This is a genomic window from Pseudoalteromonas spongiae UST010723-006 (genome assembly GCF_000238255.3).
Classification (GTDB): Bacteria; Pseudomonadota; Gammaproteobacteria; order Enterobacterales; family Alteromonadaceae; genus Pseudoalteromonas; species Pseudoalteromonas spongiae.
Map to the genome: position 1 here is coordinate 2,745,380 of NZ_CP011039.1, position 26,126 is coordinate 2,771,505.

Below are 26,126 nucleotides of genomic sequence, written 5' to 3' on the forward strand. Positions count from 1 at the left end.
TTTTTATTTGGGTATTTTATGTTAGTTTCTAAATTACATTATCATCGTGTTTCAAACTTGCTTGATGTGCATTTTGACGGGCAAAGTCAGCATACTTTTACACCTGAGTTTTTGCGCGTTCATTCGCCTTCTGCAGAGGTGCAAGGCCATGGCAAAGCGATTTTAGTAACCAACAAAAAAGACGTTGCAATACAGGCGATAGAGCAAGTAGGTCATTATGCTGTACGTATTATCTTTAATGATGGCCATAATACCGGGCTTTACAGTTGGGACTATCTGTTTCACTTAGCTCAAAATCATGATTCGCTGTGGCAAACATACTTAGCCAACTTAAAACAAAGCAAAGCGTCTCGCGACGCCTTGATCCCAATAAAAATTACACATTAAATTTTTCAATTGCTCGGTGCAGTACTTCAGCCTGAGTTGACACTTCTTCACTGGTTTGCGCATTAGTTTGCGCATGTGTAGCCGCTTGCTCCGCAATATCACGAATTTTAATAACATTTTTATTCACTTCAGACGCCACCTGATTTTGCTCATCAATTGCCGTGGCTATTTGCGTACTCATATCCATAATGGTTTGTACATCTTCACTAATTGAATAGAGCAAGGTCCCAGCTTGTACCGCTTGCTCTGAACTTGAGCTCCCCTGAGTTTTACAGCGCTCCATTACACTTACAACCTCTTGCGTGCGCTGTTGTAATGTCGAAATAATACTTTCGATTTCTTGTGTTGAATCTTGTGTTCTTTGTGCCAGCGAGCGTACTTCATCAGCAACTACCGCAAAGCCGCGCCCTTGCTCACCCGCGCGCGCCGCCTCAATCGCCGCATTAAGTGCAAGTAAGTTAGTTTGTTCAGCGATACCACGAATAACATCAAGCACAGAGCCAATAGTTACCGCATCTTGCTCTAGTTGAGTTACTACATCAGATGCATGCGTAAGTGAGTTAGTAAGCTCTGAGATACGTGCTACTGTAGAATCAACTTCTTGTTTACCTTGCATTGCACTTTCATTGGTCGATTCTGCTTTTTTAGCTGCAGCCTCAGTATTGTGTGAAATATCTTGAATGGTTGCCTGCATCTCAGTCGCGGCAGTAGCCACCATATCCGCTTCATGTAACTGTTCTCGCATGCCATCACTGGTTTCAGCAGTGGTATTGGCAAGGTTTTCTGTTGCAGAGTTTAAAATACCAAGTGCTTGCTTAACTTCAAAAATTAAGTTCTTAAAGTCATTAATAAAGGAATCGAAATCGCCTGTCATACGCGCAATTTCATCTTGACCAGCGCTTTGTACACTGCGCGTTAAGTCATTGGTGCTACGTATTGTATGAATTATGTCGCAAACCTTATTTACAGGTAAAATAATCGACCGGCTGGTCATGTAAACTAAGGTCATTACAACCACTGTCGATAGTACAAAAATAATGATTGCTACTGTTGAAGTAAAATCGGCACTTTGCTCAATTGCCTCTTTTGTTTCAGCTGTCATTCGGTCAACCAAGACGTCGCTTTTCGCGACACTAGCAGCCATTTTCCCCAAAGCTCCTGACTCTAAGTCCAGGCCCAGTGCCTCCTGTGCTGATACCAATGCCGAGAATTCTCGTTGATAAGTGTCAAGCAATGTTAGTAATTCAGAGCGATAACTCGAATCGAAATCAGCCTGCTGAATATTACTTTTAAAAACGTTTATATTGTTGTTAAAGCGCGTTAAGTATTTCTTATCGAGACGCAACATAAAGTCTTTTTCATTGCGACGTAACTGCAGCATATCGGCAAGTAACTGATAGTTGTTTTGTTTTTTTAGCAAGGTCTCTACCTGATGAACTGCGGCTCTTAAATTACCGTAGGCTGCATCTTTCGGGTGCAAACCAATACGCCTCTGTAGTGCAACTACCTCGTTAAAATCGGCATTATATTGATCGATTATGCCGTTCAAACCAGCTAGCGTTTTGGTTGATATATCAAGTTCTTGCAGAAGCTCGTTTAAGTTACTTGATTTATTTTTCAGTAACTTAAACTCATTATCGAACAACTCTAACGAATCGACATTTTTATAAAATAGAAAATTCTTTTCATGTTTGCGTAAAACACCTTCATGAATAGCCAGTTCTTCTGTTAACTGAATCGCTGTATTCAGTTTAAGCATCACTGACGCTTCATAGAGAATCACTAGCAGCAATATAAACATTGCTGCACCCACAAAAAAAGCATTTAACTGTAGCCGAGCTTTAATTGTTAAGCGTTGTAGCAGCTCCATATAAACCTCTGTTTCATATAATTTTTAGAAAGCTTATAAAAGTATAGATGCTATATAAAATTGTGCTAAAAGTAGATTAGCTTGCAAACGTAGGAAGCTGAATGTTTTGCCATAAGTTATCTGACAAGGCTTTCACATCACTTGCACCCGCTGCTATCCAGTCGGTTAACGGGCTAGGATCGCTTGGAAAGTTAATCGCCTGTTTGTTGTTAACCGAGAGCCAATCATCCACTACATCGGCATTTAAGCAAGACATACTAGTAGCAAGCCCAGCATTAACTAAGGTAAATGCATTTGACGCTTGCTCAAATTGGCCATCGAGCGGTTTTAGCAGTAACTTTTTACCATAACGCAGCGCTTCACTTGATAACTCAAAACCCGCGTTACCTATCGTGCCAGAGGCAGAGACCAAATCATTTAAAAAACCAACTCGACACGGTGAGCGCAAATGAATGTGGTGATTAATGCTTTTATTACTTAACTGTGGGTGATAGCAATAAAATTCGTATTCAGGAAAATGCTGTAATAACGCAATGATCTTCTTAGGATCCTCAAAAGGTAAATATACTAAGATCTTATTTTCAATAAAGTTGTCTTTTTGCCAGCTTTTAACTGGCTCAATAAATGGCGGAATAATATTTTGATGATACGGAAACCAATGAACGCCCAAATAACAATCAGCAGGTGCAAACAGCTTTAAACCCAAACGCGTTAACAAGGTCGCCCCTTGCGACGGTACTTTATTTGATAAAAAAGAGGCTTGGTGACTAATGCCTATGCAAGGTACTTTAGCAAGTTTCGCTGCCCACGCTGAGATGGGCTCAAAATCATTAATAACTAAGTCATAGCCCGATAAATCAAATTTTTTAACGTCGTGAATAAATTGACCAACGCGAATATTTTTAAGGGTTTTGAGCTTATTTACACAGCCGTTTTCGATGGCAAAAGTAAAACCTTCTCGTGTTTGGTAGTCATTAAAGTCAGACATATCAAAATACTTATTTGCAGGTCGGCCGCTAAAAAAGTAATCCACTTTAATACTGCTTTTTGCGAATGACTTAGCCATTGCCCGAGCACGTGTAATATGCCCATTACCAGTACCTTGAATGCCATATAAAATTTTCATAATGAAGCTCCGAAAATACCTACAAACGCAAACCCCGTACCTAGTACAGCGCCTACAATAATGTCGCATGGATAGTGCACACCAAGCATTACGCGTGACAATGAAATGGCAACTGCCAACAACAATACGTAACTAAATTCAGGAAAATACCAAGTAATAACGCAGGCAAACAGCCATGCAGCGGAGCTATGTCCTGATGGCAAACTAAAACGGTCACTTGGCACCACAAAGCCTTCGACAATCGACTGGCTGGGCCTTTCACGCTTTAAGGTGTTTTTCAAAAAGAAGTAAACAGGTCGCTCTACTGAAAACCCTAAAACTAAAGCAAATAAAGCTAACTTGCTGGTTTCAGTATCAATCAAGTAGCATGCAGCCCCAACAAGTAAATACAAAAAGCCATCTCCCAATTTTGACACCGCTTTTATGACGTATAACCTACGTTTAGACGCTTGGTGATTAAACAATTTAAAAAATGCTTTTCGGTCTAACTGTGAAATGGTTTGCATAGCAATTCTCGATTGCAAGGAGTTAGTTTGACTTTAGATTCGCTACGTAACAATCAGGTGACAGTTTCACGTAATTAAGATGGTAATTTGATGACCTATTTATGACAGCCAATAAAAGAGGCTATTTGTCGGAAGTTATATCCAGTTTAGCTCATTGCGGGCCATTTATAGAAACCTAAACATCAATAACTTAAAACACTAGCTACAACCCACAGTAAAACCTAGCGAACATAGATAAATCATTTACAAAACCATACGAGATCAATTGTATTAATCATGCTGCAGGGTATACTGAGAAAACTATTTAAGCCCTTGGAGCTAATATGGAAATCAATACATCAGACCTGTGTGATCAGTTTGCTGATAGCATCGACGTACTAGAACCTTTGTTTGTTAATTTTGCTGGCGCAACTGCTTTTGCTGGTCAAATTACCACAATAAAATGTTTTGAGAACAATCAACTTATCCGAGAGACTTTGTCACAGGATGGTTCAGGAAAAGTACTGTTAATCGATGGAGGCGGCTCTACGCGCCGCGCATTAATTGATATTGAACTTGCTGAACTTGCACTTGATAACAACTGGGAAGGATTGGTTGTTTACGGCAGTGTTCGCCATGTTAGCGACCTTGAAGAGCTTGATATTGGTATTCAAGCAGTAGCATCGATTCCAGTAGCGGCAGACAGCGAAGGTTATGGTGAGTTAGGTGCTCCGGTTAATTTTGCAGGTGTGTCTTTCTTTGAAGGAGATTACATCTATGCCGATAGCACGGGCATCATTCTTTCTGCTGAAGAGTTGTCGATTGATTTAGATGAAGATGAATAAGCTAAAGATATATACCGAGCAAAGCATTGCTGATTTATGTCAAGCGCGCGCAGGTGAGCAGCGCGTTTGGCAAAGTATTTCGTTTATAAATCAGCAACAATCAATTGAAAATGCACTCGCCGATGCATCTGCCTATGGTATTAAATACGTTCTTGTTGGCATTCCGGAAGATATTGGCCCTCGCGCCAATTTAGGTAATGGTGGTGCCGAACTTGGCTGGCAGGCCTTCCTGAGCAAGTTTTTAAACTTGCAAGCAAACCAATTTATTGCCAGCAATAAAGTACTGTTACTTGGTGAAGTCGATTGTGCCGATATTATGAAACGCGGCAAAGGGCTAAGTAACAAAGTACCAGCCGAACTCGATACACTGCGCACACTGTGCGGTGAAATTGATGATATCGCTAGTCCAGTATTACAAATGATTTTTGATGCGGGATTAGAGCCAATCGTGATAGGTGGCGGACATAACAATTGCTACCCTATTATCAAGGCACTAAGTGAAAGTACGCAACAAGCCTGTTGCGCCATAAACTTAGACCCTCATGCTGACTTTAGAGCCACAGAAGGCAGACATAGTGGCAACGGCTTTAGTTATGCACATCAGCAAAACTACTTACGTGATTATCACGTAATTGCTATGCACGAGTTAAAGAACAATCAAGCCATCATTGACCGTATGCATGATGCTGGGTTTTCTTACGATTCTTATCAAGCAATTAAGGTAAGACAAGAGCTTAGCCTGAACGAGGCAAATAAAGCCGCACTTGCACGAATGCAAGGCTATCAATTACCTATGGGAATAGAGGTCGATGTTGATAGCATTTCTTATATGCCTGTCAGTGCCTTTACCAATTGTGGATTAGCAGTATATGAAGCTGAGCAATTTGTTTATCAATTAGCACTAAACCCATACACCCGCTACTTGCACCTTTGTGAGGCTGCACCAAGCGAGCATGCTAATGGTGTAAACCAGGGTATGAATGAGGCCGGACAAATCTTAGCAGCACTTGTTACCAGCTATTTAAGTGGTCGCGAAGCTTAGTTTGTTTACAATACAAAATGAGCGCCTAATAAGGGCGCTCACCGTTGGCAAGACGTTTTTGCCACTGCTTTAACCATCCCAACAAGCCTACATTCGGTAATGGTCTTGAGAATAAATAGCCTTGCGCAGCATGGCACTTCATACTATTGATATAGGTATATTGAGTTTCAGATTCGATCCCCTCACACACCACTTTTATACCTAAGCTATTACTCATATCAATAATGCCGCTTAATAAGCTGCGCGTATTTACATTTTCAGTTAACTCTTTAACGATTGAACCATCAACTTTGACATAATTTAACGCAAGACGAGGCAATCTAGATAATTGCAGCGGCTCAATACCTAAGTCGTCTAAACACACCGCAATATTGTTTTCTTTAAGGCGTCGTAAAATAGATTCACCAAAATCAGGTAATCCCATAAACACATTCACCGGTGCTTCAATAATAATATCGCCTTCGGTTAATCTGTGTTCTACCAGCACATCAGCGAGATGATCAATAAACTCATCTTGCAGCAATTCTTTACCAAATAAATTAACGCTTATCGGTACATTAATGTCTTCAAGCTTAATTGCTAACGCCAATTCAGCCGCTTTCTCTGACACCCAACGTGCAATCGGTAAAGTTAACCCTGCGGCACTGATTTCATCAATAAAGTGTTTTGCCTCTAAAGTACCAAATTTTGGATGATGCCAACGCAACAGCAACTCGATAAACAAAATTTGGTTTGTTTCGATATCAACAACCGGATGGAAATAAAGCTGAAAATCTTTATCAAAATCAAGCACTGATAAATCAGATAGTAGCTGCCTGCGTTTATCTGCTCGCTCTGCAATCTCTTTTTGGAAGGTAATTAACCAATCTATTTCTGACGTAAACTCGATTGCTAAATGCGCTTGTGCAAGTAACTGCTGTGCTGTTAATTGTTTTTTGTCTTCAACAATTGCAGCTCGTAAAGAAAGCTCTGAATCGATATTGTCAACTTGCGTAGGTTTGTGCACTACGTCGTATATACGGTGAATTAAACGCTGATGAAGGTGCGCTTCAACACTGGTATCAACGGCAAAGGCAAAATCAACCCCACCTAAATAACAAAGCTGCACGTCTTCATTAAATAACGATAACGACAGTACATCACCAGTTTTTAATTCATCGTTAATTTTTTTGCCGAGTTTAGCAATTAATAAATCACCAAAATCATGGCCCACCATACGATTAATTTGACCCAATCCCTCAAGCTTAATTAAAACCAAAACACGGTTGAGCGACTGTACTTGCCAATTGTCATAGCCATTTAGAAATAAGCTGCGCTCAAGTAGCAACTGTTTGTCGTTATGCGATTCATTGGTGTGCAATTGCGAAGACAAGGCAATTCTAAGGCGCTTTTCGCGTCTAAAGTAAGTATCAAGGTTGGCAAAAATATAGTGAAATACAACTGCAACAGGTGGCCAAGCGCCACTTAAGTAATTTGTAAAGAAAGCGACTGAAAGGCCAAGGAATAGCAATAAACTAACAACGTTTAGCCATAGCGCCATACGCTGTGCTTTTTTTTGCTGCGAAAAATAGCATTCTGCTAGCAAAATCAAGGCGCAAATAATAATAGCAACAAGATTATGAGTTGAAAGAAATGCCAATGTTGCCACACCAAGCAAAATATCCAACACACGATTCACTGCATTGCCTGCTTGCAAAATCGCTAACAACCAGCTCACAAGCAACATCCCAGCTACTAAACTAGGAAATGTAAACATGCTGGTTTCTGTTGCTGCACACAGTGAAAACGAACTAAGCGTTAAACCGCCCGCTGCTATTACTTTTTTCATACGCCTCTCACAGGAAATAGCTCCCTACTTTAATTGCTGACCATCTTTCCATAGTCCCTTCAAAGGGTTGACGCCATATTGATACGATAACTGCGCCGGAGAATCAATATCCCAGAGCACAAAATCAGCGTTTAGTCCTACTTTAATTACGCCTCGGTCCGTTAACCCCAGCGCGCGAGCTGCATTTACCGTAACGCCTGCAAGTGATTCCGCAGGAGTCAATCTAAATAATGTACATGCCATGTTAAGCATTAATTGTACCGAGCAAATGGGTGACGTACCAGGGTTGAAATCGGTAGCAATAGCCATAGCTACTTTATGTTTACGTAGCAGCTCAATAGGTGGTAATTGTGTCTCACGTAAAAAGTAAAAAGCACCTGGTAGCAGCACTGCTACGGTATTAGCCTGCGCCATTGCCACAACACCTGCCTCATCAAGAAACTCAATATGATCCGCCGACAACCCGTTATACTCTGCAACTAATTGAGCACCTTGCAAATTTGAAAGCTGTTCCGCATGAAGTTTTACAGGAAGATTATGCTTTTTCGCTGCATCAAATACACGGCGAGTTTGTTCGTTTGAAAAACTAACCCCCTCACAAAACGCATCTACAGCATCGGCTAAGTTAAGCTCAGCCACTTTTGGCATCATTTCATCACATACTAAGGTAATGTAATCATCAGCTTTGTCTTTATATTCTGGCGGTAATGCGTGCGCACCAAGAAACGTTTTTTGTACATCAATTGGGTGGTGTTGATTCAGTTGCTCTGCGACTTCGAGCATTTTAATTTCACTGTCTAGATCTAAACCGTAACCTGACTTAATTTCAACTGTAGTAACACCTTCGTTCAACAATGCATTTAAACGATCTTTTGCGCTAACAAATAGCGATTCATGATCAGCCTCTCGTGTCGCTTTTACGGTTGAGATAATACCGCCGCCTTGCGCTGCAATCTCCTGATAGCTCGCACCGTTTAAACGCATTTCAAATTCGTTAGCACGATTGCCAGCACATACAATATGAGTATGGCAATCAATCAAACTTGGCGTAATCCATTTACCATGACCATTTACTACAGGAGTTTGCAAACTATCAAACTCAGGAAAATCCGCTGCATTACCACACCAAGCAATTTTGCCATTTTTAATACCCAAAGCGGCATTTAACACCGTGCCATAGGTATCATCTATTGCACTGTCCATGGTTGCAATATGAACATTGGTGATCACTAAATCAAAACTCTGCTTCGCTGCCGCATTTACATCATTGGCTGTCATAACTAACTCAAATTACATCTATTCATAAAAATGAAAGTCTACCAAGAAGACTTGTATATACAATACAATTATGCCATCTTCATTGTATCTTTTATCAACTATAGCTTGATTACTCGTTAATGCTTAGGTAAAAGGCTTAAAACAATTGAATAATCAACAACACTGTTACTATGGCACAACCTAAATTTGCGCAAATCAAACAACACATCATTGGCAAGATAAAATCAGGCGAATGGGCTGAGAACAGCCGGGTAGCCTCAGAAAATGAACTCGCCGAGCAATTTAGTGTAAGCCGTATGACAGCAAGGCGCGCGCTCAGTGAGTTAACAGACGCCGGTATTCTAAGCCGCACACAAGGATTAGGTACTTTTGTCGCAAGTTTTAAATCACAGTCTAACTTGCTGGAAATTCGTAACATTGCCGATGAAATCAAAGAGCGTGGCAGTGAACATAAGTGTATTCCTGAAATTTTAGAATCAATGCCCGCAATTGCACCGATCGCAATTGCTTTAGGTGTTGAGCAAGACAGCCTAGTATACCGTTCGGTGCTTGTGCACCTTGAAAACGGCACACCAATTCAAGTAGAAGAACGTTTTGTAAACCCTGCATTTGCGCCAGGGTATCTGCAGCAAAACTTTGAACAAGTAACGCCGCACGAATACTTATGTGAAGTGGCACCACTTACCGAAGCGCGTCACACCGTTGAAGCAATTATGCCAAGCCCACAAATCAGCCAGTGGTTATCGCTATTTAATGAAGAACCTTGTTTACAAGTTATTCGTCGCACTTGGTCATCAAATGGTGTTGTTAGCTTTACTCGCCTTATTTCACCGGGCAGTAAATATCGCCTTGGTGGACATTTAACATTTAAACGCTAAGAAATACTGCGTATTTGTTAGCAGTGCTTTAGGGCCTCAAACAAGTTATCGTATTGAAACTGAAAGCCCTGCTCTACAAGTAAATCACTTGAGATAATACGCTCTTCTAAATTACTTTTTTCAAAGCTCACGCCGTCAACTGCGAGTAGTTTAGTAGCCTCTGCGTAAAACGCCTGCTTAGTCGGGTGATGTGGTGTCACTAAATTAACAATCGACGAAGTAAGGTTATGCGTCGCAATAAATGATAACCCCGTCACTGCATCATCTTGATGCAACATATTTACTAACGCATTGGCGCTTGATGATAATGTTTTACCACTTAAAAAACGCCCTGGGTGACGCTTTTCACCGATAAGTCCACCTAAGCGCACAATAACATAATGCAAACCACTGTCAGCCACTTGTTGTTCATTTTCTAATAGTCGCGATTGCTTTTCAGCTGATGCTTCAAACGCACTTAGCTCTGTATAAGTTTGAGCTTTAGTTGGATAAACACCGGTTGTAGAGCAAAACACAAAGCGTTTAGCCTGTTGTGCTTTAGCCAATGCTAAACTCTCTGTTAAGTACTGAGAATATGCGTGCTGAGCCTCAATAGTTCGACCAGGAGGCATACAGAAAAACCACACAGCATGCGGCATATCAACCTCACAAATACCTTGCTCAAGGTTAAATTGCGCCCAGTTGGGCTTATTTTTAGCTTGGCGACTTGTTCTAACAACCTGCCAACCATCGGCTTCAAGACTATTAGCTAAAGGCTGCCCTAACCAACCAGCCCCCACTACAACGCCATTATTTGAATTATTAATCATTACTAGATAGAGTCTAAGAACAAAATCCGATTATATAACAATAATTTTGCGTCTGCTTACGTGGTTTTGTATCGATAAAAATTCAACTGTTTAGCCCTCAGGAAGTATAAGAATGTTAAATAATTTATCCTTGAGAAAGAAAATCCTATTACTAATTGGCGGTACGATCACTGTGCTGCTTATACTCTCAGCGTTTTATTTTGTTAGCCACATTTCAAACCTGTCACGCGCCTCCGTCGAGTCTGAGGCGAAAAGCTATTTAAAAACCGAAAAACTTAATATTGAAGGCTTTTTTTCGCAATATGGTCGCGTTGTAGAAACCTTTGTTACTAATCCACATTTAGTCGAATGGTTCGCAAATTGGACCGAGCGAGGTGCTGATTATCAAAACTCACAAGGATACAACACCATCAACCAAGACTTCATCAGGATTAGTGGTTCTGATAGTAATATTCTTTCCGCTTTTTTTGCCTCAGCGAATACTGGCGCTTACTTCAAAGAAAATGAGCGTACCACACAATACAATGGCGCAGAGTACTTTGCGTATAAACGCGGTTGGTGGCAAGACGCACTAAAACATGATGGCTTATATGTTGGCCCTCTCGCTATTGATTTAACCACAGGTAACGTATCAGCCGTAGTGCAACAAACTGTTTATGACAGTAATCGAAAACTAATTGGTGTAGGTGGAGTAGACCTAAAACTTAACAACATTGCAGAAATGATTGAGCAAATACAATTTAACAATGTTGGCTATGGCTTTTTACTCGACCATGAACAGAAAGTCGTACACTTATCAAACCGCACTAAACACACCCTATCGGTGATTGAAGATGAGTCTCGTGGCATTTCAAAAGACGACTTATCAGCTCTTGAGTCACAAATGCCAAACACCAATGGTTTTACCGCACTCAACAGTCAAATGAAACAGCAAAAATCAGGGCATAGCCAAGTAACACTCAATGGTGAAACTTACTTTGTTGTATATCAACGATTAGAGCTAAGTAAACCAAGCTTGAATTGGTATTTAGGTTTGCTTGTGCCTGAAAGTTATATTAATACGCCTGTAAAAGAAGCGGCATGGGCTACCACATCAAGCGTAATTATTATTCTGGCTATTATTATGGCGATGATTTTTTTCGCTACACAAATGATTGTTAAACCAATTTCAGCACTAACAGAAACCATGCAAGACATTGCTTCAGGCGAAGGGGACCTAACCAAACGCATTAGCGTTGATAGCCAAGATGAAGTTGGTCAATTAGCGCAGCATGTAAATACCTTTATAGATAAGCTACGAACATTACTTATTAATACACGTGACCAATCAATTCAACTTGATAGTGCTTCAGCGGAATTAAGCCGAGTATCTGAAGAAACTCACCAAGAAATCCTGCAAGAAAAAGACGAAGTAGATAATGTAAGCACTGCGGTAACTGAAATGGCTGCAACTGTGTTAGAAATATCACGCAATGCGCAGCAAGCCAACGAAGGCACTGATTCAGTAAACCAGTTAACGAGCAAAGGTGTGACCCTTTCAAATACAGCACAACATGAAATGCAGTCACTCTCGAAGCATATTCAAAATGCAGCTGAAGTTGTGTCAGGGCTGGAGCAAGAATCGAATAATATTGGCAGCGTAGTTGATGTAATTAATAGCATTGCAGAACAAACTAACCTACTCGCCCTTAACGCCGCCATAGAAGCAGCCAGAGCGGGTGAACAAGGTAGAGGCTTTGCGGTAGTAGCAGATGAAGTAAGAACGCTTGCTAGTCGTACCCAAGAGTCAACAGATGACATTCGTAATATGATCACTCGCTTACAGCAAATCGCAGTGCAAGCAACGCAAATGATGGAACAAGGAAAAGAGCAAGTATCACGCTCAAGTGACAAAACTCAACAAGTGTTACAAGCCTTTACCGATATTTCAACATCGGTGAGTTTAGTTCAAGATCAAAACCATCAAATTGCAACTGCAACAGAAGAGCAAACTGTCGTCGCTGAGGATATTAATAATAACTTAAGCTCAATTAACTCGTTAGTTAACAATACATCACAGCATGCTAATGAGTTAGCAAGAGAAGCACAGATATTACGAAACCTTGCTGGTAATTTAAATAAAACAGTAAACGAATTTAAATTATAAAAAAAACGTGGCGGAGTGCGTTGCGCGCTTCGTCATTTACTCCAACTTACCAAGATACTTTTCCACAACCTTACGATAACCGTCATCAAGCAAAAAGGTGGCTAATTCTCGATTAAACTTATCGCGCAGCGACTTATCCGAAAACCCAGCACTTGCAGTTACCGATGGGATCAACGCATGCTCTTTAAATAAAGAAAGATCTCTCTGTTTATCAACGAAGCGATAAAAGTAATAGAAAATATACTTATCCAGCACAGCATAGTCATAACGCCCCTTTCTAATTAACTCAGGGATCACCTTCATGCTCGGTGATTCAAAATAGTTATTTTGCTCACTAAGCAATTCAAATTCTTTACCGAAATAACCTGGAGCACCTTGAAAAGTAATAATCGAATGACCTTTCAAATCATTTAAATATAGCGGTGTTAGTTTATTCTTTTTTAATGAAAATACCGTCGGCGCATACTTAACAATCGGATGAGAAACGTAAAACCGCTCTTCATCACTTGTCGCAAAAATAGGCGCCATAGCTACGTACGCACCAGATTTAACTAATGACTCAGCACGCCCTAATGGCACAAAATGAAACTTCACATCGTAACCTAGACGCGTTAAAACCGCTTTCACTACATCTAGGTCAATCCCACTATTTTGAGCATCATTGATTGTATGCGGAGGCCCTTCACTGCTTAACACAACAACTTGCTGTGCAGTTAATGTAAATGAACAAACTAATAAAAGGAGTGATAGAGCTTTTAGCATACAGAATTATAAATAAATTATTATGTTCGGTTAGATGCTTAAGTATGAAGTGAAATCCTCAAAACGCAAAAAGCCCGCTCAATGAGCGGGCTTTTCACTTAATTAGGAGCTTGGCGATGTTCAAGTGCCCACAGCGGTGGAGAGGCACAGGGGCGTTCGCCCTATCTTTTCTGGAGTTCAAATGCAAAAAAGCCTCAACATAATGTTGAGGCTTTCTTTTAATTAGGAGCTTGGCGATGTTCTACTTTCACATGGGCGAACCCACACTATCATCGACGCTGTTTCGTTTCACTTCTGAGTTCGGCATGGGGTCAGGTGGTTCCAAAACGCTATAGTCACCAAGCAAATCTGGTTGACTTAAGAGCTTGTCTTAAATCTAAATCTGGAAAGCTTTTTTTAAGTAAATGTCTACTTTAGTATCTTAATCTATTCAACTTCTGCGGGTTATAAACCACTTTGGCGTTGTATGGTTAAGCCTCACGGGTAATTAGTACAGGTTAGCTTAATGGCTCACACCACTTCCACATCCTGCCTATCAACGTTGTAGTCTTCAACGGCCCTTCAGTTAACTCAAGTTAAAGTGAGAACTCATCTCGAGGCTCGCTTCCCGCTTAGATGCTTTCAGCGGTTATCGATTCCGAACGTAGCTACCGGGCAATGCAATTGGCATCACAACCCGAACACCAGCGGTTCGTCCACTCCGGTCCTCTCGTACTAGGAGCAGCCCCTCTCAATTCTCAAACGCCCACGGCAGATAGGGACCGAACTGTCTCACGACGTTCTAAACCCAGCTCGCGTACCACTTTAAATGGCGAACAGCCATACCCTTGGGACCGACTTCAGCCCCAGGATGTGATGAGCCGACATCGAGGTGCCAAACACCGCCGTCGATATGAACTCTTGGGCGGTATCAGCCTGTTATCCCCGGAGTACCTTTTATCCGTTGAGCGATGGCCCTTCCATTCAGAACCACCGGATCACTATGACCTACTTTCGTACCTGCTCGACGTGTCTGTCTCGCAGTTAAGCTTGCTTCTACCATTACACTAACCGTACGATGTCCGACCGTACTTAGCAAACCTTCGTGCTCCTCCGTTACTCTTTGGGAGGAGACCGCCCCAGTCAAACTACCCACCAGGCACTGTCCACAACCCCGATTCAGGGGCCTATGTTAGAACATCAACACTACAAGGGTGGTATTTCAAGGACGGCTCCACACAATCTAGCGACTGTGCTTCAAAGCCTCCCACCTATCCTACACATGTAGGGTCAATGTTCAGTGCCAAGCTGTAGTAAAGGTTCACGGGGTCTTTCCGTCTAGCCGCGGGTACACAGCATCTTCACTGCGATTTCAATTTCACTGAGTCTCGGGTGGAGACAGCGTGGCCATGGTTACACCATTCGTGCAGGTCGGAACTTACCCGACAAGGAATTTCGCTACCTTAGGACCGTTATAGTTACGGCCGCCGTTTACCGGGGCTTCGATCAAGAGCTTCGCCGAAGCTAACCCCATCAATTAACCTTCCGGCACCGGGCAGGTGTCACACCCTATACGTCTTCTTTCGAATTTGCAGAGTGCTGTGTTTTTAATAAACAGTCCCAGCCACCTAGTCACTGCGACTCCCGTCCGCTTAGAGAGCAAGTCTCATCACAGATAGGAGCGTACCTTCTCCCGAAGTTACGGTACAATTTTGCCTAGTTCCTTCACCCGAGTTCTCTCAAGCGCCTTAGTATTCTCTACCTGACCACCTGTGTCGGTTTGGGGTACGATTCGAAATAATCTGAAGCTTAGAGGCTTTTCCTGGAAGTATGGCATCAACAACTTCCACTCCGTAGAGTGTCGTCTCGTATCTCAGCCTTAGAAACCCGGATTTGCCTAAGTTTCCAGCCTACATACTTTCACATGGACAACCAACGCCATGCTTGTTTAGCCTGCTCCGTCCCCCCATCGCAATTATTCCAAGTACGGGAATATTAACCCGTTTCCCATCGACTACGCCTTTCGGCCTCGCCTTAGGGGTCGACTCACCCTACCCTGATTAGCATGGGATAGGAACCCTTGGTCTTCCGGCGAGCGGGTTTTTCACCCGCTTTATCGTTACTCATGTCAGCATTCGCACTTCTGATACCTCCAGCATACCTCCCGGTACACCTTCAACAGCTTACAGAACGCTCCCCTACCCCGCGAATAAATTCGCAGCCGCAGCTTCGGTGGTATGTTTAGCCCCGTTACATCTTCCGCGCAGACCGACTCGACCAGTGAGCTATTACGCTTTCTTTAAAGGATGGCTGCTTCTAAGCCAACCTCCTGGCTGTCTGGGCCTTTCCACATCGTTTCCCACTTAACATACACTTTGGGACCTTAGCTGGCGGTCTGGGTTGTTTCCCTCTCCACGACGGACGTTAGCACCCGCCGTGTGTCTCCCGGATATTACTTATTGGTATTCGGAGTTTGCAAAGGGTTGGTAAGTCGGGATGACCCCCTAGCCTTAACAGTGCTCTACCCCCAATAGTATTCGTCCGAGGCTCTACCTAAATAGATTTCGGGGAGAACCAGCTATCTCCCGGTTTGATTAGCCTTTCACTCCTAGCCACAGGTCATCCGCTAGCTTTTCAACGATAGTCGGTTCGGTCCTCCAGTCAGTGTTACCTGACCTTCAACCTGCCCATGGCTAGATCACCGGGTTTCGGGTCTATACCCAGCAACTAAACGCGCAGTTAACGCTCGCTTTCACTACGGCTCCCCTAAATGGTTAACCTCGCTACTGAATATAAGTCGCTGACCCATTATACAAAAGGTACGCAGTCACAGAACGAATCTGCTCCTACTGCTTGTACGTATACGGTTTCAGGTTCTATTTCACTCCCCTCACAGGGGTTCTTTTCGCCTTTCCCTCACGGTACTGGTTCACTATCGGTCAGTTGGGAGTATTTAGCCTTGGAGGATGGTCCCCCCATATTCAGTCAAAGTTTCACGTGCTCCGACCTACTCGATTTCACTGTAAATAAGTTTTCGTGTACGGGACTATCACCCTGTATCGTCAAACTTTCCAGAATGTTCCACTAACTACATTACAGCTTAAGGGCTAATCCGATTTCGCTCGCCGCTACTTTCGGAATCTCGGTTGATTTCTTTTCCTCGGGGTACTTAGATGTTTCAGTTCTCCCGGTTCGCCTCACTTACCTATGTATTCAGTAAGTGATACCACAAAGTGGTGGGTTTCCCCATTCGGAAATCCTAGTCTCAAGCGCTTTTTACTAGCTTGACTAGGCTTATCGCAAGTTAATACGTCCTTCATCGCCTCCAACTGCCAAGGCATCCACCGTATACGCTTAGTCACTTAACCATACAACCCAAAATGGTTTGTATTGCTAAAGACAGTTTTTAACTCCGCCAGAAGTTAAATATTGAATACTAAAGTAGATACCAACATTAAAATTAATTAATGCGGCATATTTTCTTTACTTTATTTTGAGAACTCTAAATTAAATAATGCACTTACTAAGTAAGTACTTAATTTAAAGTTTGTCAGCTTTCCAAATTTTTAAAGAGCAATCGAGAATTACTTCTCAAAACTAAACATACTGTGATGTTAGTTTATTTAGGTTTGAGAAGAGAGAAAGTGGTGGAGCTAAGCAGGATCGAACTGCTGACCTCCTGCGTGCAAGGCAGGCGCTCTCCCAGCTGAGCTATAGCCCCACTATATAATTTGATTATGTTGCCACTTAATCTGGGAGGAGAAAGTGGTGGGTCTGAGTAGACTTGAACTACCGACCTCACGCTTATCAGGCGTGCGCTCTAACCAGCTGAGCTACAGACCCATAATCAATTATTGTTGTTCTCAATCATTTAACAATCATCTGTGTGGACACTTCGAACAAAAAGTTCTAAATCGTATAAGGAGGTGATCCAGCCCCAGGTTCCCCTAGGGCTACCTTGTTACGACTTCACCCCAGTCATGAATCACTCCGTGGTAAGCGCCCTCCCTAAGGTTAAGCTACCTACTTCTGGAGCAACCCACTCCCATGGTGTGACGGGCGGTGTGTACAAGGCCCGGGAACGTATTCACCGCGACATTCTGATTCGCGATTACTAGCGATTCCGACTTCATGGAGTCGAGTTGCAGACTCCAATCCGGACTACGACGCACTTTAAGTGATTCGCTTACTCTCGCGAGTTCGCAGCACTCTGTATGCGCCATTGTAGCACGTGTGTAGCCCTACACGTAAGGGCCATGATGACTTGACGTCGTCCCCACCTTCCTCCGGTTTATCACCGGCAGTCTCCTTAGAGTTCCCGACCGAATCGCTGGCAACTAAGGATAGGGGTTGCGCTCGTTGCGGGACTTAACCCAACATCTCACAACACGAGCTGACGACAGCCATGCAGCACCTGTCTCAGAGTTCCCGAAGGCACCAAACTATCTCTAGTAAGTTCTCTGGATGTCAAGTGTAGGTAAGGTTCTTCGCGTTGCATCGAATTAAACCACATGCTCCACCGCTTGTGCGGGCCCCCGTCAATTCATTTGAGTTTTAACCTTGCGGCCGTACTCCCCAGGCGGTCTACTTAATGCGTTAGCTTTGGAAGACAGTTCCGAAAAACCGAACTCCTAGTAGACATCGTTTACGGCGTGGACTACCGGGGTATCTAATCCCGTTTGCTCCCCACGCTTTCGTACATGAGCGTCAGTGTTGACCCAGGTGGCTGCCTTCGCCATCGGTATTCCTTCAGATCTCTACGCATTTCACCGCTACACCTGAAATTCTACCACCCTCTATCACACTCTAGTTTGCCAGTTCGAAATGCAGTTCCCAGGTTGAGCCCGGGGCTTTCACATCTCGCTTAACAAACCGCCTGCGTACGCTTTACGCCCAGTAATTCCGATTAACGCTCGCACCCTCCGTATTACCGCGGCTGCTGGCACGGAGTTAGCCGGTGCTTCTTCTGTTGCTAACGTCACAGCTAGCAGGTATTAACTACTAACCTTTCCTCACAACTGAAAGTGCTTTACAACCCGAAGGCCTTCTTCACACACGCGGCATGGCTGCATCAGGCTTGCGCCCATTGTGCAATATTCCCCACTGCTGCCTCCCGTAGGAGTCTGGACCGTGTCTCAGTTCCAGTGTGGCTGATCATCCTCTCAAACCAGCTAGGGATCGTCGGCTTGGTGAGCCATTACCTCACCAACTACCTAATCCCACTTGGGCCAATCTAAAGGCGAGAGCCGAAGCCCCCTTTGGTCCGTAGACATTATGCGGTATTAGCCATCGTTTCCAATGGTTGTCCCCCACCTAAAGGCATGTTCCCAAGCATTACTCACCCGTCCGCCGCTCGTCATCTTCTAGCAAGCTAGAAATGTTACCGCTCGACTTGCATGTGTTAGGCCTGCCGCCAGCGTTCAATCTGAGCCATGATCAAACTCTTCAATTATAAAGTGTTTTGGACATAAGTCCGACTCAATGAATTCTGATTTTGATTTTGATTTCCCATCTACAAGAGATGAAATATCGAATTGACTGTGCTGAATAAATTTCTTTATTCCGTTGGTCACTCAGTTCAATTAAGTCTAAATTTTGTTACGCTTTAAAAGCGTATGTTAGAACTTAATCTGTACGAGTGCCCACACAGATGATTGCTTAAATTTTTAAAGAACAGTGCAGCATTTCTTACTGCGAAGTGGAGCGCTATATTAACCGCTTCACTTTTAAAGTCAACTAGAAAGTTAATTATTTTTCAAAGTAACTTTCCGTTTGACTTTCCTCCACTTAACTCAGCGTTTGTTGTTGCCGTGCTCCGTGTCGGTGGATGCGCATTATAGGCAGATCGAAAATCAGATCAACCCCTTTTTTATAAAAAAACGATCTTTTTTGATCGTTTGATTATTTAATATTCAAAAGCACTATTTCGTTAACTTAGGAGCTACATTTGCGCATAAAAAAACGCCAAACTTAGGTTTGGCGTTTTACGGGAGTGTAATACTAATTAAAAAGTGGTTATTACCAACTACGCATTTTATGACCTTTTAATGCGTAGAATAGAATGTATAGATAGCTAGGCACCATTAATGCGTATGCACCTTGAGCACCTAAACCCGCTACGTTACCTAAACCTATTAGTAACGGACCTAATGCACCACCAGCAATACCCATAATAAGTAAACCTGATGCTGTACCTGTTAAACGGCCTAAACCACTTAATGCCAGCGGCCAGATTGCAGGCCACACCATTGCATTAGCAAAACCAAGTAATGCGATACACACTAATGGATCAGGTAATTCAGGACCACCAAATGGCACAAGTAGTACGTTTGAGATAGCGGTAGATTCGTTACTTCCAAATACAACAGCGGCAACGGTAATTAAACCTGCGATACCAGACATCACCAATGCATTTTGTTGAGACATGTATTTAGGAATAAGCGCAATACCAATTGCATAACCCACTAACATGCATGCCATGGTGTACGATGTCATCATTGAGTAATCAGCTACGCCAATCGCGAGTGCGTATGAACCGATGGTATCTGCAGCGATTACTTCTACTGCTACATAAAGTGCGATACCAATTACACCTAATACTAAATGAGGGTGGCTGAGTGCTTCACGCACTTCACCTTTTGCATTTGGATTTTCATCTTCAAATACTAAATCAGGAAGTGGTGAGAATTTTGCGAATGCAGCAAACGCTAAGATTAATCCTGCGATAGCTATATAAGGTGCAACTAAGCTATTTGCCATTGCATCTTTTTGCGCTTGTGAAAGTACTTCCCCTTCACCTGCAACTGCTGCAACCGTTACCATAGCGAATACAATAGGAACAACAACACCTGCAAACTTATTTAGTAAACCCATGATGCAAACACGCACTGCTGCTGACTTTTCTGAACCCATTTTCACAACATAAGGGTTAACTGCCGTTTGTAATACAGTTTGACCGACACCAATGAGCAATTGAGCAAATAAGAAAATTTCAATCATTTGCAATTTCGCTGCTGGAATATACAACAGCGCAGAACTCGCCATAATCGCACAGCCAATTGCCATGCCATTCTTATAACCAACTTTCTTAATTAACATTGCCGATGGAATACCCGCAATGGTTACTGCAATATAGAAAGATGAAATGATAAATGAAGCTTGCAGCGGCGACAGCTCAAGCATTTGTTGTAAGAAAGGTGTTATTGCACCGTTTAACCAGGTAATACAACCTAGTATAAAAAACATAGAGCCAGCTAGTACCATTGGTAAAATGATGCTTTGCTGGGAATTTTGTTCGTTTTCCACTGTTGCTTCCATAAACTTCTTCTTGTTGCAGTTAATCTTATGTCATAGCTTTACGCTATGAAAATACCAATTGCGTTAAGTAGCCTCATCTTTCAGACGCACTATATAAATAGTTAACGCAATCAGTTTATTTCTTGGTTTTATTATTAACGCTAATCACTTTGAATACGGCAATTTATGGAAGTTAGCGCTTCCCCTAAGCCATAAAAATGATAGCGCTGTCATTTTACTTTAATGCAATTGAATAAATATTGCCAGTTTGAATTTTGAAATAATTAGAACAAAAAGGGAGCAAATGCTCCCTTTAGTTTTAATAACAATTAGTTAATTAATTGTGGTTATACGACTCTTAATTTGGTCATTTAATGAACTCCTTAACCACACTTGTGTATCACCTACGTTAACTGGTTGCTGGTATGTTTGCCATGATTTACCTTGGTCAACACTGTATTCAACATCTAAGTAAGCTGTTGCAACACTGGTAGTTAGAGTACCCTTATTGACTTCACCGCCTGGTACATCAAGATTTGCTTTAACACCAGACTTGGCTAATTTTGCTAATTCTTTCGTGCCAAGTGCCGCTGAGAAAGTCATCCAATCTTTTGCACGCTTTTGTGCATCCGGCTTTTCACCTTCCCATGGCGCTTTATACCATGCACGTTCAGCTACTGCTAACACGCGTGGGAACAACATAGCTAATACTTGATCTTCAGTACGGATAGTTTCAGACCATACCTGACCTTGCATACCTAAAATGTTTTCAGGCTTTTCAAGCTGAGGTAATGGACGCCCTACTAAGTCTTCTAGGTTTTTGATAGCTTCACCAGTGCGGGTGAAGTCAGCATTTGCATATACATTGTCTGGCATATAACCAAATGCTTTTTCATTACTGATAAAGCGCGTTGCCCAATAATAGCCACGTTCTTCTGGATGAGCTTCATACGGGTGGTCAAAGTAAAGATGTGTGCCATGCGATAAAACAACTTGATAGTCATTGTTTGCTAAACGGTAAGCACGGTCAGCAACCCCCCACTCCCAAATGTTATCCCAAGCATTCGCTGTAAATACTGGGTTAGGGAATTCTTCACGGTTAAATGTATTCACGCGGTCATACATTAAGCCGTCTTCCCATGCACCCGGTGCAATACCACGTTTAGCAAGCATTTTTGCTACGCGCTGGGTAAAGTAAGGCTTAAGGTCGGCAGGACCTGCAACCCCATTACCAGCCTCTTCAAACATTTTTTGACACGCTGGTGAATTAGTCCAAGAACCGGCGCCCACTTCATCGCCACCAAAATGCAGATTTTCTAAACGTACACCTGCTTCACGATACATTTGTTGAAGCTCGTACGTCACCTTCTCCATAAAGTTATAACTTGAGTCCATACACGCATTAATAGAATTATCTGTGTAATTCTGAACTGTAATGTATTTTGACTTATCTTCAGGGTCACTCAGTAAGTATGCTTTCGCACCCACTTCGTCGCCTGCTTTCATCAATTTACGGTAACGCGCTTCCATCGCTTTAATCGATGCACGGGCATGACCTGGCGACTCTACCTCTGGAATGATCTTAATATGACGTGCCGCGGCAAATTTTAATAATTCAACAAAATCATCTTTTGTTAAATAACCATTACCTGAACCATCTTTATGTGGACCTGTACCTAACTGAGTCAGTAAGCAAGAATCTTCAGATAAATCAAAACAACGCACACCACCAATTTCTGCAAGCTCAGGTAACGATGGGATCTCTAAACGCCAGCCTTCATCATCAGAAAAGTGCCAATGTAATGTATTGAGCTTATATTTTGCCATTTGCTCAACCAACTTGAACATTGCATCTTTACCATGGAAGTTACGTGCATTGTCATAATGCATACCGCGGTAACTAAAACGTGGCGAATCTTTAATTTCTACACGTGGTAATTCAACGCTACCGTTGGCGTCCGCTGGGAAAAGTGCCAATAATGACTGCAAACCATAAAAAACACCTGCATTATCACTACCAACAACCGTAATTTTGTTTTTATCAATTTCTAAGTGATAACTTTCGGCGTCACCATTTTGAATTGCATTATCTACTTTTAGAGATAAATGCGGCTTTTTACCTACAGAGATATGGTCTGCATTCGCTTCTAATTTAAGGCCATATAATTTTGATAAATCATCAAGCAGTACGTTTACTTCTTGCTTTAAGCTGCCTTGATAGCTTACAACCCAATCTGACGAAAGCGTTACTTCGCCACGAGAGAAGTCAACATCAAGCGGCTTTGGAATAATACGCTTTAAAGCGTCTTCTTGGCTTGGTGTATATTTTTCGTTTTTGATATTAAGTGCATGACGGTTCTGTGCATCAGCAATCACACTTAAATCTTTTGGCGTGTTAAATTTCTTTAATTGGCGCTCTTCAACAATTGGCAGTACAAACTGTTTTAGGTCTTCAGTATCTGTACTAGCAAATACTTCTGCGTCTTTATTATCGAGTGAAATAAACGCACGTGGCATCACATCTGAATAAGACACAATATAAGCTGCTGCTTCATACTCAAGCGCTAATGTTTCACCCACGGCTAAACCGGCAAATGATTTCGTTGGCACTAAACGATGCAAATCACCATTTACATGCTCAATCGCGATACCTTTTACTTCGGGGGTTTTTACTTTACGAATACTGTGAAAGTACAGCTGCCAGTTACTTTCGCCTTTTGGTAGTGCAACTTTTGAAGTGTTTTTAAGTTGGATTTTTCCAATGTAGCCACCGTCATTATCATGAAAGTTATCAACGACACCAAATTTAAGATCCGCTTGGGCTGCAAATTGTTTAATGTCGGATTGCGATAGCTTGGCATTAGCAAACAGAGGCGTTGCTAATAAAGCTGTAGCAAGTATGGTTTTTCTCAAATGCATAAGACTTCCTTTACTTGTTTATTGTGTGCTTTCTAACATTAGACAGCGAAAGCGTTAATTTTAGTTTTTGTTATTAGGAATCATAATGACTATTTAATGACAGCGCTATCAAAACAGTTTAAAAAAAACCTTAATTTTATCTGAAACAATTAAAAATCAGCATGTTAGAGGCATCACAAAACACCTCTAACATCTTGAAAATATTAATAGCCTGCAGCTATTCCGTCCTTGCGTGTTTCCGATGCGCCAACATAAACCCCATTTGAAAGCTGCTTCATAATGGCTTGATAACCACCGTAAGGGCCAACCGCATGTTGAAGTGTGTGCCCTTTTTTCACAAGCTCACGTTTTGTTTTTTCCGAAAACCCTGCTTCCAAGCTGACATAGCCACCATTTGACATAACTTCACCAGTTGGCTGCGATGAACCCGTATGTAAAATGCGTGGTGCATCTCCCGCTTCTTGCAGGTTCATACCAAAATCAATCATATTAATTAGAATTTGCGCATGCATTTGCGGCTGTGTTGCACCGCCCATCACACCAAAACTGATATACGGTTTGCCATCTTTGGTGACAAAGGCAGGGATAATGGTGTGAAAGGGGCGTTTTTTAGGTGCATAAACGTTGAAGTGGCCTTCTTCAAGGGCAAATAGCTCGCCACGATTTTGCAACACAAACCCTAACTTTTCTGGCGTCATGCCAGAACCCATACCGCGATAGTTACTTTGAATAAGTGATACCATGTTGCCATTTTTATCAGCAGTGGTTAAATAAATGGTATCGCCTTCAACTGGCCCAGCATCCACTTGCTTGCTCGCTTTATTTGCATCAATAAGCTTGCGACGCTTTGCGGCGTATTCTTTACTAATTAATTGTTTTACTGGAATGTCATTAAATGATGAGTCAGCGTAGTATTTAGCGCGGTCTGCAAAAGCTAATTTTTTAGCCTCCACAAAAGTGTGAACATACTCAGGGCTATCAAAACCCATACTTGCAATATCATAGTCTTCAAGAATATTTAAAATTTGCAGTGCAGCAATACCTTGACCATTGGGCGGCAGCTCCCATAAATCATAACCGCGATAGTTAGTACTTACTGGTTCTACCCAGTTACTTTTATGCGATGCTAAATCGTCATAACTCAAATAACCACCATTAGCTTTCATATAACGGTCGATTTCTTTTGCGATCTTACCTTTATAAAATGCATCGCGACCGCCTTTAGCAATTTCACGGTAAGTTTGTGCAAGTGCAGGGTTCTTAAAAATTTCACCTTTTTCCGGCATACGGCCATTTGGCATAAAGACTTCTTTAAAGCCTAGGTACTTTCCACGTACAGAAACACTTTTATCGAGGTAATAAGCAATTAGCTCTGATACTGGAAAGCCTTTTTCAGCATAGTGAATTGCTGGTGCTAATAACTCTGTCATTGGTAATTTGCCAAATTTGTTGTGCAGTTCAAACCAACCGTCGACCGCACCTGGCACCGAAACTGGCAAAGGGCCATAACTTGGGATTTTGTCGCCTTGTGCTTTTAATGTATCTAGCGTTAACGTTGCCGGCGAACGTCCAGATGCATTAAGTCCGTGCAGCTTTTGCTCTTTTTGTTGCCACACAATGGCATATAAATCACCACCAATACCGCAACCTGTTGGCTCAACTAATCCCAATACTGCATTTGCAGCAATCGCGGCATCTACAGCACTGCCACCTTTTTTTAAAATATCGAGCGCAACTTGCGTTGCTAGCGGTTGTGACGTTGCAGCCATGCCATTTTCAGCAAATACTTCGGAGCGACTGGCAAACATTTCACCTGTAATGCGATCGTAAGCACTGGCGATTGATGGTATTGCCAAACTGATAATCAGTAGAGAGGGTTTAAGCCATTTCATTATTTTTATCCTGTTGTTCTGGTTATAGCTAACATAGCGCTTTTTCTGAACAGGAAACAATAATTCGAGGTAAGTAGAGAAGATCTGTAGATAAAATGCAGGTTGGTAGCAAAGTCGTAGATGCTTTGCTACCAAGTTGGGGACTAGTTGGATTGCAGCTTTTCGATAATCACTACATTGGCAGCTGGGAACTCGTAATTATTTAAATCACTAATGGCCACCCATTTATGATCTTGCCCTTCAAGGTGTCTCGCTTGCCCATCAAACTCTTCTACTAAGTGAATATCAAGGTGCACTGATTTATCTGGGTAATCATGATGAATTTCTAAAAATGGCGTTGATGATTGTACGTCAATGCCGATTTCTTCGTTTAATTCTCTTGCCAGTGCTTGCGTCACTGTTTCACCCGCTTCCACTTTACCGCCTGGGAATTCCCATTTTCCGCCTTGATGTTGTAACTCGTGACGTTTAGCAATAAAAATTAAGTCATCTTTTTTAATTACACCCACTGCAACATGTACTTGTTTTTTCATTTTCCACTCACTTTTAATCATAAAAAAAGCGACATCAAATGCCGCTTTTTT

16 protein-coding genes, 2 tRNA genes and 3 rRNA genes are annotated in these 26,126 nt (G+C 42.2%); 5 read left to right on the plus strand and 16 right to left on the minus strand.

Annotated features, from left to right (window positions below; all coding sequences use genetic code 11):
- The first annotated feature begins 18 nt into the window (after positions 1-18).
- The gene (locus PSPO_RS12665; RefSeq protein WP_010562153.1) at positions 19-387 is read left to right on the plus strand and encodes a gamma-butyrobetaine hydroxylase family protein; all 369 of its coding nucleotides are present in this window, start codon (positions 19-21) and stop codon (positions 385-387) included.
- Here PSPO_RS12665 and PSPO_RS12670 read toward each other — a convergent pair.
- The 3 genes from PSPO_RS12670 to PSPO_RS12680 all read right to left on the minus strand — a co-directional run bounded on the left by PSPO_RS12670 (position 377) and on the right by PSPO_RS12680 (position 3,889).
- Positions 377-2,257, minus strand: a complete 1,881-nt coding sequence (locus PSPO_RS12670) for a methyl-accepting chemotaxis protein (protein ID WP_010562154.1) — start codon at positions 2,255-2,257, stop codon at positions 377-379. The genes PSPO_RS12665 and PSPO_RS12670 overlap by 11 nt on opposite strands.
- 76 nt (positions 2,258-2,333) lie before the next feature.
- Positions 2,334-3,383: an MJ1255/VC2487 family glycosyltransferase gene (locus PSPO_RS12675; RefSeq protein ID WP_010562155.1), complete on the minus strand. Its 1,050-nt coding sequence runs from the start codon at positions 3,381-3,383 to the stop codon at positions 2,334-2,336.
- Complete coding sequence (locus PSPO_RS12680; protein WP_010562156.1) at positions 3,380-3,889, minus strand: phosphatase PAP2 family protein; 510 nt, start codon at positions 3,887-3,889, stop codon at positions 3,380-3,382. Before PSPO_RS12680 ends, PSPO_RS12675 begins: the two co-directional genes overlap by 4 nt.
- 323 nt (positions 3,890-4,212) lie before the next feature.
- Between PSPO_RS12680 and rraA the strand changes: the two genes are divergently transcribed.
- Both rraA and PSPO_RS12690 read left to right on the plus strand, forming a co-directional pair.
- Positions 4,213-4,713: a ribonuclease E activity regulator RraA gene (rraA, locus tag PSPO_RS12685; RefSeq protein WP_010562157.1), complete on the plus strand. Its 501-nt coding sequence runs from the start codon at positions 4,213-4,215 to the stop codon at positions 4,711-4,713.
- Positions 4,706-5,755 carry a formimidoylglutamase gene (locus PSPO_RS12690; RefSeq protein ID WP_010562158.1) on the plus strand — a complete coding sequence of 350 codons (1,050 nt, stop codon included), beginning with the start codon at positions 4,706-4,708 and terminating at the stop codon, positions 5,753-5,755. The genes rraA and PSPO_RS12690 overlap by 8 nt, the downstream gene beginning before the upstream one ends.
- 25 nt (positions 5,756-5,780) lie before the next feature.
- Here PSPO_RS12690 and PSPO_RS12695 read toward each other — a convergent pair whose 3' ends face one another.
- Together PSPO_RS12695 and hutI are read right to left on the minus strand one after the other, a co-directional pair.
- Entirely contained in the window at positions 5,781-7,583 is a 1,803-nt protein-coding gene (locus tag PSPO_RS12695) for a GGDEF domain-containing phosphodiesterase (protein ID WP_010562159.1), read from the minus strand.
- A gap of 24 nt (positions 7,584-7,607) precedes the next feature.
- Positions 7,608-8,861 (minus strand): imidazolonepropionase, encoded by a 1,254-nt coding sequence (gene hutI / locus PSPO_RS12700; RefSeq protein ID WP_010562160.1) that lies wholly within the window; start codon positions 8,859-8,861, stop codon positions 7,608-7,610.
- A gap of 170 nt (positions 8,862-9,031) precedes the next feature.
- On the opposite strand from hutI, the gene hutC reads away from it, so the two are divergent.
- Positions 9,032-9,739, plus strand: a complete 708-nt coding sequence (gene hutC, locus PSPO_RS12705; RefSeq protein ID WP_010562161.1) for a histidine utilization repressor — start codon at positions 9,032-9,034, stop codon at positions 9,737-9,739.
- A 17-nt stretch (positions 9,740-9,756) separates the two neighbouring features.
- Here the strand turns inward: hutC and PSPO_RS12710 are convergent, their stop codons facing one another.
- Positions 9,757-10,548, minus strand: a complete 792-nt coding sequence (locus PSPO_RS12710; RefSeq protein WP_010562162.1) for an NAD-dependent epimerase/dehydratase family protein — start codon at positions 10,546-10,548, stop codon at positions 9,757-9,759.
- Positions 10,549-10,660: 112 nt separating this feature from the next.
- On the opposite strand from PSPO_RS12710, the gene PSPO_RS12715 reads away from it, so the two are divergent.
- On the plus strand, positions 10,661-12,694 hold the full coding sequence (locus tag PSPO_RS12715) for a methyl-accepting chemotaxis protein (RefSeq protein ID WP_010562163.1): 2,034 nt from the start codon (positions 10,661-10,663) through the stop codon (positions 12,692-12,694).
- Positions 12,695-12,730: 36 nt separating this feature from the next.
- Here the strand turns inward: PSPO_RS12715 and PSPO_RS12720 are convergent, their stop codons facing one another.
- The 10 genes from PSPO_RS12720 to mutT all read right to left on the minus strand — a co-directional run bounded on the left by PSPO_RS12720 (position 12,731) and on the right by mutT (position 26,075).
- Positions 12,731-13,390, minus strand: a complete 660-nt coding sequence (locus PSPO_RS12720; RefSeq protein WP_233430425.1) for a substrate-binding periplasmic protein — start codon at positions 13,388-13,390, stop codon at positions 12,731-12,733.
- 294 nt (positions 13,391-13,684) lie between these two features.
- Positions 13,685-13,799: ribosomal RNA gene (gene rrf / locus PSPO_RS12725) — 5S ribosomal RNA — on the minus strand.
- A gap of 123 nt (positions 13,800-13,922) precedes the next feature.
- A 23S ribosomal RNA gene (locus PSPO_RS12730) occupies positions 13,923-16,803 on the minus strand.
- 277 nt (positions 16,804-17,080) lie between these two features.
- Positions 17,081-17,156, minus strand: a tRNA-Ala gene (locus PSPO_RS12735).
- Between the two features lie 45 nt (positions 17,157-17,201).
- Positions 17,202-17,278: transfer RNA gene (locus tag PSPO_RS12740), tRNA-Ile, on the minus strand.
- 76 nt (positions 17,279-17,354) lie between these two features.
- A 16S ribosomal RNA gene (locus PSPO_RS12745) occupies positions 17,355-18,887 on the minus strand.
- The 16S, 23S and 5S rRNA genes sit together here with 2 tRNA genes alongside, the layout of an rRNA operon.
- Before the next feature lie 566 nt (positions 18,888-19,453).
- On the minus strand, positions 19,454-20,752 hold the full coding sequence (gene nagP, locus PSPO_RS12750) for an N-acetylglucosamine MFS transporter NagP (RefSeq protein WP_010561658.1): 1,299 nt from the start codon (positions 20,750-20,752) through the stop codon (positions 19,454-19,456).
- A 312-nt stretch (positions 20,753-21,064) separates the two neighbouring features.
- The gene (locus PSPO_RS12755; RefSeq protein ID WP_010561657.1) at positions 21,065-23,650 is read right to left on the minus strand and encodes a family 20 glycosylhydrolase; all 2,586 of its coding nucleotides are present in this window, start codon (positions 23,648-23,650) and stop codon (positions 21,065-21,067) included.
- Between the two features lie 203 nt (positions 23,651-23,853).
- Entirely contained in the window at positions 23,854-25,542 is a 1,689-nt protein-coding gene (gene ggt / locus PSPO_RS12760; RefSeq protein WP_010561656.1) for a gamma-glutamyltransferase, read from the minus strand.
- 143 nt (positions 25,543-25,685) lie between these two features.
- Complete coding sequence (mutT, locus tag PSPO_RS12765) at positions 25,686-26,075, minus strand: 8-oxo-dGTP diphosphatase MutT (RefSeq protein WP_010561655.1); 390 nt, start codon at positions 26,073-26,075, stop codon at positions 25,686-25,688.
- Positions 26,076-26,126: the final 51 nt, after the last annotated feature.

What these genes read in the sequence shown, in the direction of transcription:
- PSPO_RS12665 (WP_010562153.1), top strand. Translation starts at nt 19, where the DNA reads ATGTTAGTTTCTAAATTACATTATCATCGTGTTTCAAACTTGCTTGAT.
- PSPO_RS12670 (WP_010562154.1), bottom strand. Translation starts at nt 2,257, where the DNA reads ATGGAGCTGCTACAACGCTTAACAATTAAAGCTCGGCTACAGTTAAAT.
- PSPO_RS12675 (WP_010562155.1), bottom strand. Translation starts at nt 3,383, where the DNA reads ATGAAAATTTTATATGGCATTCAAGGTACTGGTAATGGGCATATTACA.
- PSPO_RS12680 (WP_010562156.1), bottom strand. Translation starts at nt 3,889, where the DNA reads ATGCAAACCATTTCACAGTTAGACCGAAAAGCATTTTTTAAATTGTTT.
- rraA (WP_010562157.1), top strand. Translation starts at nt 4,213, where the DNA reads ATGGAAATCAATACATCAGACCTGTGTGATCAGTTTGCTGATAGCATC.
- PSPO_RS12690 (WP_010562158.1), top strand. Translation starts at nt 4,706, where the DNA reads ATGAATAAGCTAAAGATATATACCGAGCAAAGCATTGCTGATTTATGT.
- PSPO_RS12695 (WP_010562159.1), bottom strand. Translation starts at nt 7,583, where the DNA reads ATGAAAAAAGTAATAGCAGCGGGCGGTTTAACGCTTAGTTCGTTTTCA.
- hutI (WP_010562160.1), bottom strand. Translation starts at nt 8,861, where the DNA reads ATGACAGCCAATGATGTAAATGCGGCAGCGAAGCAGAGTTTTGATTTA.
- hutC (WP_010562161.1), top strand. Translation starts at nt 9,032, where the DNA reads ATGGCACAACCTAAATTTGCGCAAATCAAACAACACATCATTGGCAAG.
- PSPO_RS12710 (WP_010562162.1), bottom strand. Translation starts at nt 10,548, where the DNA reads ATGATTAATAATTCAAATAATGGCGTTGTAGTGGGGGCTGGTTGGTTA.
- PSPO_RS12715 (WP_010562163.1), top strand. Translation starts at nt 10,661, where the DNA reads ATGTTAAATAATTTATCCTTGAGAAAGAAAATCCTATTACTAATTGGC.
- nagP (WP_010561658.1), bottom strand. Translation starts at nt 20,752, where the DNA reads ATGGAAGCAACAGTGGAAAACGAACAAAATTCCCAGCAAAGCATCATT.
- PSPO_RS12755 (WP_010561657.1), bottom strand. Translation starts at nt 23,650, where the DNA reads ATGCATTTGAGAAAAACCATACTTGCTACAGCTTTATTAGCAACGCCT.
- ggt (WP_010561656.1), bottom strand. Translation starts at nt 25,542, where the DNA reads ATGAAATGGCTTAAACCCTCTCTACTGATTATCAGTTTGGCAATACCA.
- mutT (WP_010561655.1), bottom strand. Translation starts at nt 26,075, where the DNA reads ATGAAAAAACAAGTACATGTTGCAGTGGGTGTAATTAAAAAAGATGAC.